This is a genomic window from Aporhodopirellula rubra (assembly GCF_014192335.1).
In the GTDB taxonomy this organism is placed as follows: Bacteria; Planctomycetota; Planctomycetia; order Pirellulales; family Pirellulaceae; genus Rhodopirellula; species Rhodopirellula rubra.
The window spans coordinates 1-13,178 of the sequence record NZ_JACHXU010000022.1; the positions used below are offsets into that span (position 1 = coordinate 1).

Here is a 13,178-nt window from a genome sequence, read left to right on the forward strand (position 1 = left end):
AGCAAAGTGCTGTGGTGATGAACCGTATCCTGGATATGTTCAAAGGAATCGATCCGTCCAAGATCCGCACGATGACGTTCGACAACGGCACTGAGTTCTTCTATCACAAGATGATCAGTGACGCGATTAATGTGAAGATCTATTTTGCGGACCCGTACAAGAGCTATCAGCGTGGGACGAACGAGAACACGAACGGATTGATTCGTCAGTATTTCCCAAAGCATCTCAACTATGGCTACATAAGCTGGCAGCAGGTTGCTAAAGTACAAGAGCAGTTGAACTCGCGACCGCGACGAAGGCTCCGCTTCCAAACTCCCATGTCTCAGTTCCAGTGATTTCGAAAAAAATTGCGTTTCGGATTTGAGTTCACGCCTGCGAGTAACCACGCGGTGCACCGGAGACGGCAAGCATCCGGAAACGCTAGTCGAAAACCAACCCGACCGGCCCGGTGACCTTAGACGTTCCCCGACTGCGACCGGCGGACTCTTCCGTTGCCTCAGACCTTCTCGACGTTGACGCGTGCCGTCCCCCTCATGTCCAAGACCCCCACCCCATACATGCCGCCCGATTCGATTGCCCCGTCTGATCGAGACGGCAACTGCTATTTGCGTCGGGTCAAACGAGTTTCTGGGTTTGTTGCGATAGGCTGCATTGCACTTCCGCCCTTCGGGACTGTTTTCGGTATGATTCGAGCATTCAATTCAATCGCGTCTGGGAGCACGGCTGCACCACCAGATGAGCTTGCGAGCACTATCCGCTATTCGATGTTTGTTTCGACTGTCCTGCTGCCGGTCGGAATTCTCGCGTTCATCACATGGTTTTTTTGCTGGTTCCGATTGCGTGGACCTACTCGACTTAGTATCAAAATCGGCGGGGAACAATGACATGCATAGGAGCACGGCCTGCGGCTTTTTTCCCAATGGATAGTCAACTCTCCGTGCCCCGTGATATCCGCCGCTATTGGACTGACTGACCCCATTGCCGCTTGCTGGACGCTACTCGGACATGGCAAACCAATTATCGCGGTACTTGTCGTTGTGACTCGGATCGCCAAGGCCCTCGCTTGGACCGTCGCCTTCGGATTGCTCGGGCTATCGCTCGCACCGGCGATCGCTTCTGCACCCCAGCAACACTATGAACTTCGGTACGTGATTGTTGGCGGTGTTTCCGGGCTGTTGATTGGCTTATTGCTTCACCGACCGTGGATTGCCCCATGATGCTTGCACGCGTATCACCGTCCCGGTGTTGCTTCTGCTCGCGCAGATCTTGCTCGACTCATGCTGATGACGTTCCGTCATTTTTTTCGACTCTCGTGGACCAATACTCGATCATTGCCCGCTATATTCGCCGATAACCATGGGTTGTTGACGGAGCGGCGGTGGTCGCCGTTCCTGTCTGCTTGCACGTCATTTGCCGCCGCCCGCAAAACCCTGCCGTTCTGCTATTGAACAAATGCACGATTTCGAATCATGGAAAGATCATTGTGACTTTCACGACCGGCGTGATTACGTGGGCTTGGTGGCACACTGCAAGAACGAAGTGAAACGCTCGCCGGGCGACCTTTACGCTGCGGAACGTTTGATGCAGGCATTTGTATTGAACGGCGATTACGAAGATGCAATTGATTTCGGCGCGACGTTGGAACGTGATCATCCAGGAATTGGGATGTTCTCCCATCACATTCTCGACGCATTGTTTGCAGTTGGGAAAACGGAGAGCGATTTCCCATGGGCTGTGCAACCAAGCATCATCCGACTCGATCGTAGCGTCGCGGATGATTGCTACGACTTTCTTCGACCCAAACGCAAACCTCGACGACTCGAAGATCTTCAGATTGAACTTTGGTTGCACGACTATGTGGCTTTCTCGGACAACGACCTGCTACACTACTTGAAAAGCGACCAGCGTTTCGTCGTGAATGGTGATTCGCCTAATGACGCGGAGATCGCAGTCAAACGCCGACGCAAAACGTGAACTCAAACCCGGTGAGGAAAAGCACTGTCATGGCCGAACTTAGTTTTGCTCGGGTTCGCACGCGGTGCGCGAACCGGTAGCGGCATTACCTCACGGTAACTTTTTTGCGACTCAAAGTCCAATGGCTTGTGCGCTACCGAGCACGTCTCGGTCAGCATGGATGGTTCAGTCTCGCCACCCTGGTAGATATCTGAAGCTTAGGAGCCTCACACTGTCTTATCCGGCGTTTGAACCGCTGACAGAGCACCACGCTTTTTCCACGGGCTTGTTGACTGCAGCTTCGAAAAGCCGCGCCTGCCCTCGGTGTCAGACGGTGTTATCAGTGTGCCGCAAGCAGCACGACAAGCCAGACGGAGACCCTAAGCTTCAGACGTTTCTGATTCTACTTCACTGGATTGGCCGACTCCAAGACGAACCAACAACGGGATCAATAAATCACCGATCGACGCTGTCTTTCCACGGCGTTTCTTTGAGAGCTTCGCTAGCGGTTTGGCTTCATCGGCATAGGTTGACTTTGGCAGCCACTCGAATGCCCTCTTCATGTCCGCGACGGTTGCCTCGAGCGTTGTGCCATGCCGGCGATGGAACTCGCGCAGTTTTGCCAGCAGGTACTCTCGATCGATCCCTTTGCCACGCCAGACTTGCCGGCCACTGACGATTTGAAATATCATTCGATTGGCGCGATTCGCCATACGGCATTGTCGGTCCACCGTAACGATGTTCCTCTTGGCCCAAACCGCCGCGAGACCACGATAGTAGGGATGGCACTTGATCAAGTTCTTTGCAACAAGGATGCAAGCAGCGCGTAGTTTTCGATTGCCGTGTCGCGCGATCGAGTCACTGCGATCGACTTCGTCGCTTTGGTAGCGAGATGGATAGAGCAACGCCCGACCATTGAGCGCTGTCGCGGAACCGTAGTGCTCAATAGGGCCTGCTTCACCAGCGAGCTCACCGGCAGAAACAACATTGATTCCTGTCACGGATAACAGGAGGACATATGGCGTTTGAACCCGGAAATGAGCTGTTTTCTGCTCAATATCGATAATCTGGCTCGTCATCAACGAATGGTTTTCGGCGAGCTGTTTCCATTGTTCGGTGAGCAACTTCTGCAGGGGCGGTGCGTCAGCGGCTTGTAAGCTCCAGGCATGTGTCTTGTCGAGCGTGCGTTCCTGAAACCGAACCTTGATGCTATGCAAGTACTTAACCAAGCCGGTTTGCTTTGCCTTCTTAACGGCTTCCGCCGACGAGAAGTGTTTTGCAATCGGCATCGCAATCGACTTGTTGAATAGCTTGTCCTCTTCCCAGAGATCTGCGTAGCCAGGCATCGATTGATGCATCAATGCCCTGATCTGAACTTGCAGCCTCGCTCGTTGCTTGACGAGGTTGCGACGGTGTCGTGAAAGTCGTTGCAGCGACAGATAGGTTTCGCTGACCGGCAATGAAGCCAATCCGTATCCGTTGATCGCCGCGTGGAAAATTGCTTCCAGGTCGGTGTCGTCAGTCTTGTTGCCTGGATGCAGTGGCTTGCGATAATGCGAAGACGCAAATGGATGTACGACACGCGTGTCAAACCCAGCTCGACGCAATGCCGCTTGGACCGGTCTGTGGTACACGCCGGTCATTTCCACTGCGGCGATCGAATCGACGATGCCCTCTGCTTGGCAAGCCGCCATAGCAGAGTTCACCATTGCCTTGAACGCTCCGGAATTGTGCTCGACGTTCGTTGGCTCAATGATGACGCGACCAAAATAGTCACACAGCATCCATTTGGATCGACGCTTTGCACAATCGACGGAGATGACAGCGAATCGTTCGGGTCCGACGTCACGTACGCGTGCTTGAATAACGCCATTTGGCTTGCCGATGTAGCGACGATTGGAGGACGCTTTCTTTGCTTTTCGAGTAGACTTGGTCTTGGCGGCCATCTGAGTGTCTCCATGCTGGAAGGAAGTTGATAGTTCTTCCAATGGAGCATTTGGATGGTCCCGCTGTTGGTTTTATTGAACCTGGGGGACATACCAGGTCTGCGGTACCAGTTAGCCGCAACGGTATTGGCCACCTTTTCTTCGGCAGCCTTAATCTACGACGTGATGTTTGCCGAGCGGGTGCCTGCCGCACTCTTGTTTACGGCGTTGAATGAGCGCAAGGATAGCGGAAGTGAATGGCGATCAAGTGCACCGAAGCCGGTCGGCCACTTGAATAGCCGTTCTTTGTGAACGAAGGTCACCGGCAACTCAGGGAAACGGTGCCAACTGCCTTAGGATGTCTCAACTCACCGTTGTTTGTTTACGAGAAACTAGGAATCGTCCGCACTGTTGAGCGTGGACTCCGCAACAGCGTTTGGCTGCCTATGGCTGACCGCGATTGCGATCAAGCAGAGACAGCCGCAGCCGAAAACGACCAACGCAAGAAGCTGATCCGCACGAATCAGTCCATTGAGATTGCGGGCTAATTCAGAGGGTGATGCGCTGCCCGAGTTGATCGCTTGCTCAAAACTGATCATCGACGCGCCGCTCCAGATGATGGCTGCAACGACGAGCACTGCAGTGCTGATGGCCACTGCGTGCTGGAAAAGGGAGCGTGATTTCAGGTTCCAGTAACTCCACCATTGCCGTTTAGCGTTTTCGATCGGGCGTCCTTTGAGACTGGCTACACAGACCAAGGTCGCAGCGGCGATAACGGTAAACCAGCCTGCCAACAGTGGCGTCTTCGTGCTCATGACGTCTGACACAAATGCGTCAGTGTTCGGAGCCTCTGAGGTGGCGAGCACTGTGAATGCCGCATGCATTTGTAAGGTTGCATAGGCGAGACATGCGGTGGCCAAGAAAAACGATGCGGTCGCCAAAAATGCAGGCACGCTAAGCCGTGAGGATTTCTCAAAGTCAACCAGTGCAAAAGCAAGCACGCCCAGCACGATCATCAACCAGCCACTCAGCCCAAGAATATGCCGCGCTGAAAAATGGAGCTCGTTCCCAGGTTTGAACGTGGTAAACGAAATCAGGGCGTCGTAAGTTGATGTCGACGTAAACAGCAGCGCAAGGACGGCACCCATCATAGCGAGGACTACGAACCACTTAGGTGACATGATGAAACTCTCTTTTCGCTTGGACCGTGACGGGTTGAGGAAATCGCTATTAGAGTGTCCTAACGATTCATCAAGACGCATTATACAACGAGCGGTTGGCGGCGTCAGTCGCGAAAGCAAAGGTGCGTGAAAAGCTGCCGGACTTTTTCATCGAGATGGAGATCGCTGTGTCGTTGATTCCCGATCGGTGAACAACTGCAACGCGACAGGCACGATGACCTATCCCGTTTCCGGCGAATTGGCATAGTTGAATGATCGAACGTCTCGACGACGAGAAGCTCGATCAAATCCAACGATTGAGTCGCCGGGACGGTGTGTTTAGTCAGGCAACTTGGGTAGTATCGATAACGCGCCGCATCGTGCTCGAGTCGCCCCTCCGTCTCCGACGCAAGCCTGAATGCATCGAGCTGATTCACGGGGCGTCAGCAACCGTCCGACGATGACGAAGCCAAACTCGGGTGGGCTGTCGTGTTCGTGAAAAGTCCGTAGGATCACGCTGGCCGAGCGATTTGCCGCTGGCTGACTACCTCGAATATTCGCCAATTTTTCGAAAGATGAACCACCTAACCCTTGTGATTTGCATCTGGTTTGCGTCTGCTCCTTTTCTCAATGGCGAGGAGTATCGCATTGATCTGCAGTCGAACGGGATTGAGCTTGACGTCGTTGAACTCGACATCGAAGACGGCATCGCGACCGCGACTGTCGGTGATACGACGGAGCGTTTTGATCTGAAGCAGAATCGTTGGTGGAACGAGGCGTCAGCCCAATGGGTGACACTTTCCCAATGCAAAACGTGGGCCGCGCAGTCGAAGAAGAGAACGAAGGCAAGTAGTGCGTCAATTCCTCCGCACGTCCGCTCGTTTGTTTTGTGGTCTCTCAATCCAACGTATGAATCCAAAGCGACCGGCACGTCACTAACGTTAACTTCGGGGCAAGTTGACTATCGCATCATGGGGAAGAAATCGAATCGCGATCTGTCGAACTACTTTGGATGTGCGAAGCTGAACGCTTACAAGAAGGCGATGACCGAACGCATGCTCCCGCCGTTCGCGGAACTGAAGGCGATCGACGCCATGGAACGCAGTGGTATTCTTCCAAGGTTGATCACAATCGAGATCCCAGGGATCCCGGACGCACCGACGATCAAGATGAGAATAAGTGATTGATAACTGATCGTTAGCCTATCACGAGCACGGCGAGACAACGCGTAAATCGGATCGTTGCTCGAGCGTTGGTTTGGTTCGCTTTGTTTGCTAATTCTTTGTTTAAGCAAGTTGCGTGCATGAACGGTGTGCCGTCGACGGGATTTAAATCATTTGGTTGAGATTGAACGGTGACTAGCCCGTGAGGCTGGGGGAGCTGCACGTGGGCGAATGGAGATGATGTGAGGGGGGGCGATGTTTGAATGGATTGGTGCTTGAGTTGTCGCGGACTGAGGCTCTCAGTCCGTGTTGGTTTGTGGGCCGACCGAGGGCCTCGGTTGGCTACGGGGGTGCTGGTTTGTTGTTTGAGGTGTGGGGAATGGGAATTGGTTGGGGGGGGGCGCGGACTGAGGCTTTTAGTCTGTGTTGGTTTGTGGGCCGACCGAGGGCCTCGGTTGGCTACGGGGGTGATGGGTTGTTATTTGGGGTGTGGGGAATGGAAATTGGTTGGGGTGTCGCAGACTGAGGCTTTCAGTCTGTGTTGGTTTGTGGGCCGACCGAGGGCCTCGGTTGGCTACGGGGGTGCTGGTTTGTTGTTTGAGGTGTGGGGAATGGGAATTGGTTGGGGGGGCGCGGACTGAGGCTTTTAGTCTGTGTTGGTTTGGGTGCCGACCGAGGGCCTCGGTTGGCTACGGGGGTGCTGGATTGTTTTTTGGGATGTGGGGAATGGGAATTGGTTTGGGTGTCGCGGACTGAGGCTTTCAGTCTGTGTTGGTTTGGGGGCCGACCGAGTGTCTCGGTTGGCTACAGGGGTGCTGGTTTGTTGTTTGAGGGTGTGGGGAATGGGAATTGGTTGGGTTGTCGCGGACTGAGGCTTTTAGTCTGTGTTGGTTTGTGGGCCGACCGAGGGCCTCGGTTGGCTACGGGGGTGCTGGTTTGTTGTTTGAGGGTGTGGGGAATGGGAATTGGTTTGGGTGTCGCGGACTGAGGCTCTCAGTCCGTGTTGTTTTGGGGGCCGACCGAGTGTCTCGGTTGGCTACGGGGGTGCTGGTTTGTTGTTTGGGGTGTGGGGAATGGGAATTGGGTGGGTTGTCGCGGACTGAGGCTTTTAGTCTGTGTTGGTTTGTGGGCCGACCGAGGGCCTCGGTTGGCTACGGTGTCTCTGCGGTTCCGAACTTTCTTTTGGGCCAGCGAATGCCCGCCCGTGGATTGAATACGTCTATCTGGTGTCTTCTCTAATTCGCATGTCGCAAATGCCTACGTTGAGGTCGCAAATCGTCCTCGCTTACGCGTTTCGGCTAGGTCAGAATCCATGGGGTTAAGTGAACGAGCGGCACGTACAAACGGCTCGCGAGAGTGTTGAGCATTCGCGTTGCCAGGTGAAATCATATTGGCTGGGTTTCGCGTTCTTGCGTGTGCCCGGGCTGGTAGTCGTTGCAAGCACGAGTGAAGCGTTCTCTGAATCCGTTGAAGTTACGGCGTTCTAGATAGATCAGGCAAACGTCTGGTCGGCGTTTGGTAACTTCGAGCATTTTTGTCTGCGATCGCCGGCGCGACGCAATCTCAACGCGGACTTCGTGGGTCTGGGTAGGGCCAAGTCGCTGCGGAAGTGCGAGGCGTCGTTCGAAACCGATGGTTCTGAAATGTCGAGGTTTGGAGTTGGACCTTCATTCTCGATGCCCTGCCACTAACGACCCAAATCGCTATACACCAAAGCTAGCCCCGATGAAATTGATATCGATGTTCTCTTGCGTTATCTGCCTGCTGATTGGAATTGCTCCGCTTACGGTGCAAGCTCAATCTCACGGGACGGCCTTCTTCACGCGGACCACTTTGTCGGGTATTGGCCCTGACAAATCCGTCTCCCGGCGTGACCCGAGCGATGTGATCAAAGTAGGCGACCTGTATTACGTTTGGTATTCCAGAGGGCTGGTCAAGACCGGCTATAACGCCACTGTCTGGTACGCAACATCGCCTGACGGGATGAGCTGGACGGAGATGGGTGAAGCGGTTGGCAAGGGCGAGGCCGGCGCGTGGGATGAAGCGAGCGTTTTTACACCTAATGTCCTGGTCGCCGACGACCAATACTGGCTGTTCTACACCGCGATTTCAAAAAGTCCTAAGGTAAAACCTGATTCGAAAATCGGTGTCGCCGTATCCGATTCACCGGACGGCCCTTGGCAAAAGCTGGCCACGAACCCGGTTCTGAAAAATAGCGATAATGAATCCGATTTTGACAGCCACCTAGTTGACGATTCGTGCCTGATTGTCCGGGATGGAAAGTATTGGTGCTACTACAAGGGCCGCCAATTGGGCAAAGGCGCAGCGGAAACGAAGATGGGATTGGCGATTGCGGAGTCACCCGGTGGCCCCTACATCCGGCATCCAAAAAGCCCGATCATTCCAGGGAATCATGAAGTTGTTGTTTGGCCGCAGGGTCCGGGGGTAGTCGCTATGGTGGACGGACTGGGCCCCAAGGAAATCGCAAACAGTATTCTGTATGCGGAAGACGGGATCCACTTCACCAAAACGCATGACGTGATTGATCGACCGAAGGCAGCAGGCACGTATCGGCCCGAAGCCTTTACGGACAGCAATCAGGGTGAAACTCCGACGTGGGGCGTCGAAATGGCTCCAGCGGGTAGGCTTCTTTGTATCGAGCGATTTGATATCGATTGGGAAAGTTCGAACGAGAATGAGTAAGACCATTTTGACGGCCACATTTCTCGCTTGTTTGGCTGCGATCTCTTCGGCGAGCGGCGATGATCAGGCGTTCGGAACGGTAAAGACTGAACGAACGGCCTTAAAGGGCATCGGGTTGGAGAAAGGCGTATCGCGTCGAGATCCGAGCGAGGTCATCAAGCACGGAGAGCTTTACTATGTCTGGTATTCCAGAGGCCGATTGAAAACTGGTTATGAAGCCACCGTCTGGTATGCGACCTCTCCGGACGGATTGAGCTGGACAGAAAAGGGACAGGCAATATCGCGTGGATCCGCGGGCAGCTGGGATGCGGGTAGCGTGTTCACGCCAAATATTCTCGTTGCCCAAGGGCGTTATTGGCTCTTCTACACGGCGACCACGACCTCCTATGGGAAGGGCTTCGTTCCCGATTCCAAAATTGGCGTCGCAGTATCGGATTCGCCCGATGGGCCGTGGGAACGATTGCCTGTCAATCCGGTGTTAACCAACAGCGACGATTCGCAGGACTTTGACAGCATGCTCGTCGACGACGCCTGTTTGATGGTGCGTGAAGGGAAGTACTGGCTTTACTACAAAGGCCGTCAGCAAGGCAAAAGCCCGGCGCATACGCAAATGGGGCTGGCTATAGCGGAGAATCCTGAAGGGCCATACATCAAACACGAGGCCAACCCCGTCATACCGGGCAATCACGCGGTGCTCGCATGGCCTCGGGGCAGTGGGGTTGCCGCGATGATTGGTACTACCGGCCCGGCAGACATCATCAACACGGTTCAATATGCAGAAGATGGGATCCATTTCGCAAAGACACACAATGTCGTCGATGGACCGCGGGCGGGTGGTGCCTTCCGTCCTGAGGCGTTCACGGACACGGATACAGGGGGGCCGATAAAGTGGGGCGTGGAAATTGGTAAGCACCAAGGCAAAGAACTCCCCTACATCCATCGCTATGATTTAATCTGGTCGGAATGAACAACTACGATGCGCCGAACGACCTTCCTGGGAACCGGCGGCTGAATGATCAGGCCTCGACTGCCATCGCTGCTATACGTTCTCCGGATGGTTCAGGACGAAAGAAAGAACGTCACTCGGTAAACGATTCAGATCGGAAGTGGAAGCACGCATGAACAAACGAGCCACATGGATTGGACTCGCCGTCACGATGTCACTTGGTTTCTCTGCGTTTGCGACTGCGCAGGCGACCAAGACCGTGACGTTTAACACTCGCGATAAGGGAGTGCCCCGTGTCATCAAAGAATGGGGGATCGATGCTACCTGGGTCAACTATTACAACGCCAAAGCTTCGTTGAAAAACGCAGGCGATCAAATTGACTTCATTCGGATCGGTTTCTATCTGCATGAACAAACCAACGAAGACGGGAGTTTGAGTGACGGGCAAATCGAAAAGTTGGACGGGGCTCTGCGATTTGTGGATATGGTCGATGAAGAAATGCCCGTGATGCTTAGCCCTTGCAACATGGCAGGGATCATTGATTGGTATAAAAATTCTGACGGGACTGCGAAAGTGGATCGTTGGTTCAACGTCATGCTTAGGAGCAAGCAATATGTTGAGTCAAAAGGGCATAAAGTCGTCTCGGTGGAGGTTTTCAATGAGCCAGATTTCCGCAAGTGGAACATGGGAAAGGCTGCGGACTTGAATCACTTGCTCGGAATGTGCGCAACACCGGAGGTAAAGCGTATTGGGCCGAGCACTTTGGCGACGCAGCCTGCTTCAGATTGGTATCAAGTCATTCGAGCCAATGTCGAAGTGGGGAGCACCCATACTCTCGGCGGAAACATGATGCAGTACGTCGAGTTCATCAACTTGGTGAAGCAGCACCGAAAACAGTTCATGAATCCCGAAGTTCATGCGCTGGTGGAAGCGATCGTGGGCGCTGAACTCGGGATTGATTCCGTCTGCTGGTGGGACCAAATCAACAAAGGGCGTGCGGCATTCATGAAAGCGAATCTGGGTAAGCGATTGGCATTTGTTCCAGTGGTTGAGAATTGGAGTGCCGCGTGCGTCTATCGAAGCCCTGACGAGGTTTTGTACGGGTTTGCCAGCACCAATGAACGCACAAACGGGAAGGATACGGTTTACGATTTTGTTTGTTTGGACAACGACGTGACCTACTGCTTGAATGGCAACGCTAAGAAGGGCGTTTCGGTGAAGAAGGGACAGCCGTTTAAGGTACAAGCCAAAGTAGAGGGGCAGGGAAAGGAGTCGATCACGAAGTGGTTCACGATCATCCCCAGCGATAAGGGGAACTGAGATGTTAAGTTGCATCCTTTCGGATTTTGCCGCACGCGCGAGGACGGGTTGGTTTACCACCTTTATTCGACGCGTGAGGAGATGGTGGTTGATGGACGTGGATGAGCCCCCGAGTTCGTTGCGGCCGCCGAAACGAAGATCGGTGAAGGTGAGTGCTGGTGAGTGTTCGCCTTTGCTGATCCATATTGAGAGGCCGTTCCTATTTGGTTGCAACACTAACTCGTCGCTCCGAATTGGCGTTTGGGCTAAGGTCGCTTGTTTAGGTTGGCTGGCACATCGTAAAAACTTGTTGAGTGAAGTCGCCTTTTTTACAAAAGGATATAGTGGTGATGGTTCATTACCTGCCTGAGGTGAGTCGTTTGTTTTATTGTCACTCAAGTTCTCGCGTCATTCACCTGTTTTTTGCCGGTGTCGTTCTGTCGTCTTGTTCGTTGAGTTTCGCCGACGAAGCGGCGCGTCGACCGAACATTGTCTTCCTGATGACCGATGATCAGCGTTGGGATAGTTTTGGTTGTTATGGGCGGCCTGAATTTGAAACGCATCACATTGATCGTTTGGCGGAAAATGGTGTGATCTTCGACAACGCTTACTACGCGGTGTCGATCTGTATGCCCAGTCGAGTGACCATGATGACGGGGCGTTATCTTTCGAGTCACCGAGTAGGCTTCACCGCGCCGTACGACAAGACCCTTTCCCAAAACGATTTCGCTAACAGCTATCCCGCTCTTCTCAAGCAAGCCGGTTACCGCACCGGATTCATCGGCAAGTTCGGATTCTCAGTGACCAAGGATGGAGAGCGGCCGAGCTATTTGAAAAAGAATGATTACGACATTCAAAAGCAAGTCGGGGATGTATTCGATTTTTATGCTGACGAGTTTGGGACGCATACTTACGGCGGGGCGGCATTCTGGCCAGCGAATGATGAAGGTTTGCAGCAAATTTACTCTGACGGGGGACGCAAAATGCTCGCCCGAACGTATCGCAACGGCAAGGCGATGATGCGTTTCCTGGACACCCAGTCCAAGGATCAGCCGTTTTGTCTTTCGGTCAGCTTTTATGCAGTGAAGCCAGGGCATTTTGATTCATCTGATGTTGGCAAATTCAAGAGCCGTCAGTTTTCGGTTCCCGAAAACTGGGTTGAAGGGCCCAATGAACGACTGCCCAAGGTCGTCGCTGAGAATGCCCGAGGTTATCAAATGCACATTGACCGTACGTCGACGCCAGTTCAGTATCAAAGACTCGTGCGTGCTTTTGCCGCTCAAGGGTATAGCGTTGATCAGCAAGTTGGCTTGCTAATGGACAAGCTCGAGCGGACAGGAATGCTTGACAACACCATCGTCATCTTCACCAGCGACAACGGACGCTTTCACGGTTCGCACGGACTCTACGATAAAGCGTTGCTCTACGAAGAGTCCATGAAGGCGCCGTTGATCGTTTTCGACGGTCGAACAAAAGCACCGGAGCGTGGACGTCGAGAAAGGGGGTTGGTTTCGTCGGTAGACATGGCACCTACGATCTTGTCACTGGCGGGGATTACTCCGCCCGCGAACATGCAGGGCTTCGACTTCACTACAGTGCTGAATCAAACTCAGGACATGTCGACGTGGCAAGACGCTGTCTTCATGGAAAACCTGTTTCTAGTGGGGATGGTTAACGCTAGCAGGAAAGGCGACGGTGTGGCGGCCAATCAGAATTTGATCAAGAGTAACAAGTCTTACCGGAGCCATGGCGTGCGAACGAATCGATGGAAGTATTTCGTGTACTACGAGCACGACCCCGTCATCGAGGAGTTGTATGACATGAGTCGAGACCCACTGGAACGCGACAACTTGGTCGACAACCCCGAGCACGCCGGTGTGCTAAATGAACTGCGTCAGAAAACCAAAGCATTGTACAGTGAGATCGTCAATCATCGCATTGAATAGGTCGGAATCAAAGCGGTGAAATGTTCGATAGCCCGTTCATTGCTGTGGCATTTTCGAAGCTCGATAACAATTCGCCGATCGG

10 protein-coding genes are annotated in these 13,178 nt (G+C 53.5%); 8 read left to right on the top strand and 2 right to left on the bottom strand.

Going from position 1 to position 13,178, the window contains the following annotated elements; genetic code table 11:
- The 3 genes from FHS27_RS23750 to FHS27_RS23760 all read left to right on the top strand — a co-directional run.
- The coding region (locus FHS27_RS23750) for an IS30 family transposase (RefSeq protein ID WP_184307706.1) at positions 1-335 on the top strand (335 nt) is incomplete at its 5' end.
- 609 nt (positions 336-944) lie between these two features.
- Positions 945-1,217, top strand: a complete 273-nt coding sequence (locus FHS27_RS23755; protein WP_184307707.1) for a hypothetical protein — start codon at positions 945-947, stop codon at positions 1,215-1,217.
- 235 nt (positions 1,218-1,452) lie between these two features.
- On the top strand, positions 1,453-1,974 hold the full coding sequence (locus FHS27_RS23760; RefSeq protein WP_184307709.1) for a hypothetical protein: 522 nt from the start codon (positions 1,453-1,455) through the stop codon (positions 1,972-1,974).
- A 359-nt stretch (positions 1,975-2,333) separates the two neighbouring features.
- On the opposite strand, the gene FHS27_RS23765 is transcribed toward FHS27_RS23760, so the two are convergent.
- Together FHS27_RS23765 and FHS27_RS23770 are read right to left on the bottom strand one after the other, a co-directional pair.
- Positions 2,334-3,899, bottom strand: a complete 1,566-nt coding sequence (locus FHS27_RS23765) for an IS110 family transposase (RefSeq protein ID WP_184307711.1) — start codon at positions 3,897-3,899, stop codon at positions 2,334-2,336.
- Between the two features lie 371 nt (positions 3,900-4,270).
- Positions 4,271-5,059, bottom strand: coding sequence for a hypothetical protein (locus tag FHS27_RS23770; RefSeq protein ID WP_184307713.1), 789 nt, complete (start codon positions 5,057-5,059; stop codon positions 4,271-4,273).
- 554 nt (positions 5,060-5,613) lie between these two features.
- On the opposite strand from FHS27_RS23770, the gene FHS27_RS23775 reads away from it, so the two are divergent.
- The 5 genes from FHS27_RS23775 to FHS27_RS23795 all read left to right on the top strand — a co-directional run bounded on the left by FHS27_RS23775 (position 5,614) and on the right by FHS27_RS23795 (position 13,096).
- Positions 5,614-6,225 (top strand): hypothetical protein, encoded by a 612-nt coding sequence (locus FHS27_RS23775; RefSeq protein WP_184307715.1) that lies wholly within the window; start codon positions 5,614-5,616, stop codon positions 6,223-6,225.
- A gap of 1,701 nt (positions 6,226-7,926) precedes the next feature.
- Complete coding sequence (locus tag FHS27_RS23780) at positions 7,927-8,904, top strand: family 43 glycosylhydrolase (protein ID WP_246420747.1); 978 nt, start codon at positions 7,927-7,929, stop codon at positions 8,902-8,904.
- Complete coding sequence (locus FHS27_RS23785; protein WP_184307717.1) at positions 8,897-9,871, top strand: family 43 glycosylhydrolase; 975 nt, start codon at positions 8,897-8,899, stop codon at positions 9,869-9,871. The genes FHS27_RS23780 and FHS27_RS23785 overlap by 8 nt, the downstream gene beginning before the upstream one ends.
- Positions 9,872-10,022: 151 nt before the next feature.
- Positions 10,023-11,171 (top strand): hypothetical protein, encoded by a 1,149-nt coding sequence (locus tag FHS27_RS23790; RefSeq protein ID WP_184307719.1) that lies wholly within the window; start codon positions 10,023-10,025, stop codon positions 11,169-11,171.
- 329 nt (positions 11,172-11,500) lie between these two features.
- On the top strand, positions 11,501-13,096 hold the full coding sequence (locus tag FHS27_RS23795) for a sulfatase-like hydrolase/transferase (protein WP_184307864.1): 1,596 nt from the start codon (positions 11,501-11,503) through the stop codon (positions 13,094-13,096).
- The last annotated feature ends 82 nt before the right edge of the window (positions 13,097-13,178 follow it).

What these genes read in the sequence shown, in the direction of transcription:
- FHS27_RS23760 (WP_184307709.1), top strand. Translation starts at nt 1,453, where the DNA reads ATGCACGATTTCGAATCATGGAAAGATCATTGTGACTTTCACGACCGG.
- FHS27_RS23765 (WP_184307711.1), bottom strand. Translation starts at nt 3,899, where the DNA reads ATGGCCGCCAAGACCAAGTCTACTCGAAAAGCAAAGAAAGCGTCCTCC.
- FHS27_RS23770 (WP_184307713.1), bottom strand. Translation starts at nt 5,059, where the DNA reads ATGTCACCTAAGTGGTTCGTAGTCCTCGCTATGATGGGTGCCGTCCTT.
- FHS27_RS23775 (WP_184307715.1), top strand. Translation starts at nt 5,614, where the DNA reads ATGAACCACCTAACCCTTGTGATTTGCATCTGGTTTGCGTCTGCTCCT.
- FHS27_RS23780 (WP_246420747.1), top strand. Translation starts at nt 7,927, where the DNA reads ATGAAATTGATATCGATGTTCTCTTGCGTTATCTGCCTGCTGATTGGA.
- FHS27_RS23785 (WP_184307717.1), top strand. Translation starts at nt 8,897, where the DNA reads ATGAGTAAGACCATTTTGACGGCCACATTTCTCGCTTGTTTGGCTGCG.
- FHS27_RS23790 (WP_184307719.1), top strand. Translation starts at nt 10,023, where the DNA reads ATGAACAAACGAGCCACATGGATTGGACTCGCCGTCACGATGTCACTT.
- FHS27_RS23795 (WP_184307864.1), top strand. Translation starts at nt 11,501, where the DNA reads ATGGTTCATTACCTGCCTGAGGTGAGTCGTTTGTTTTATTGTCACTCA.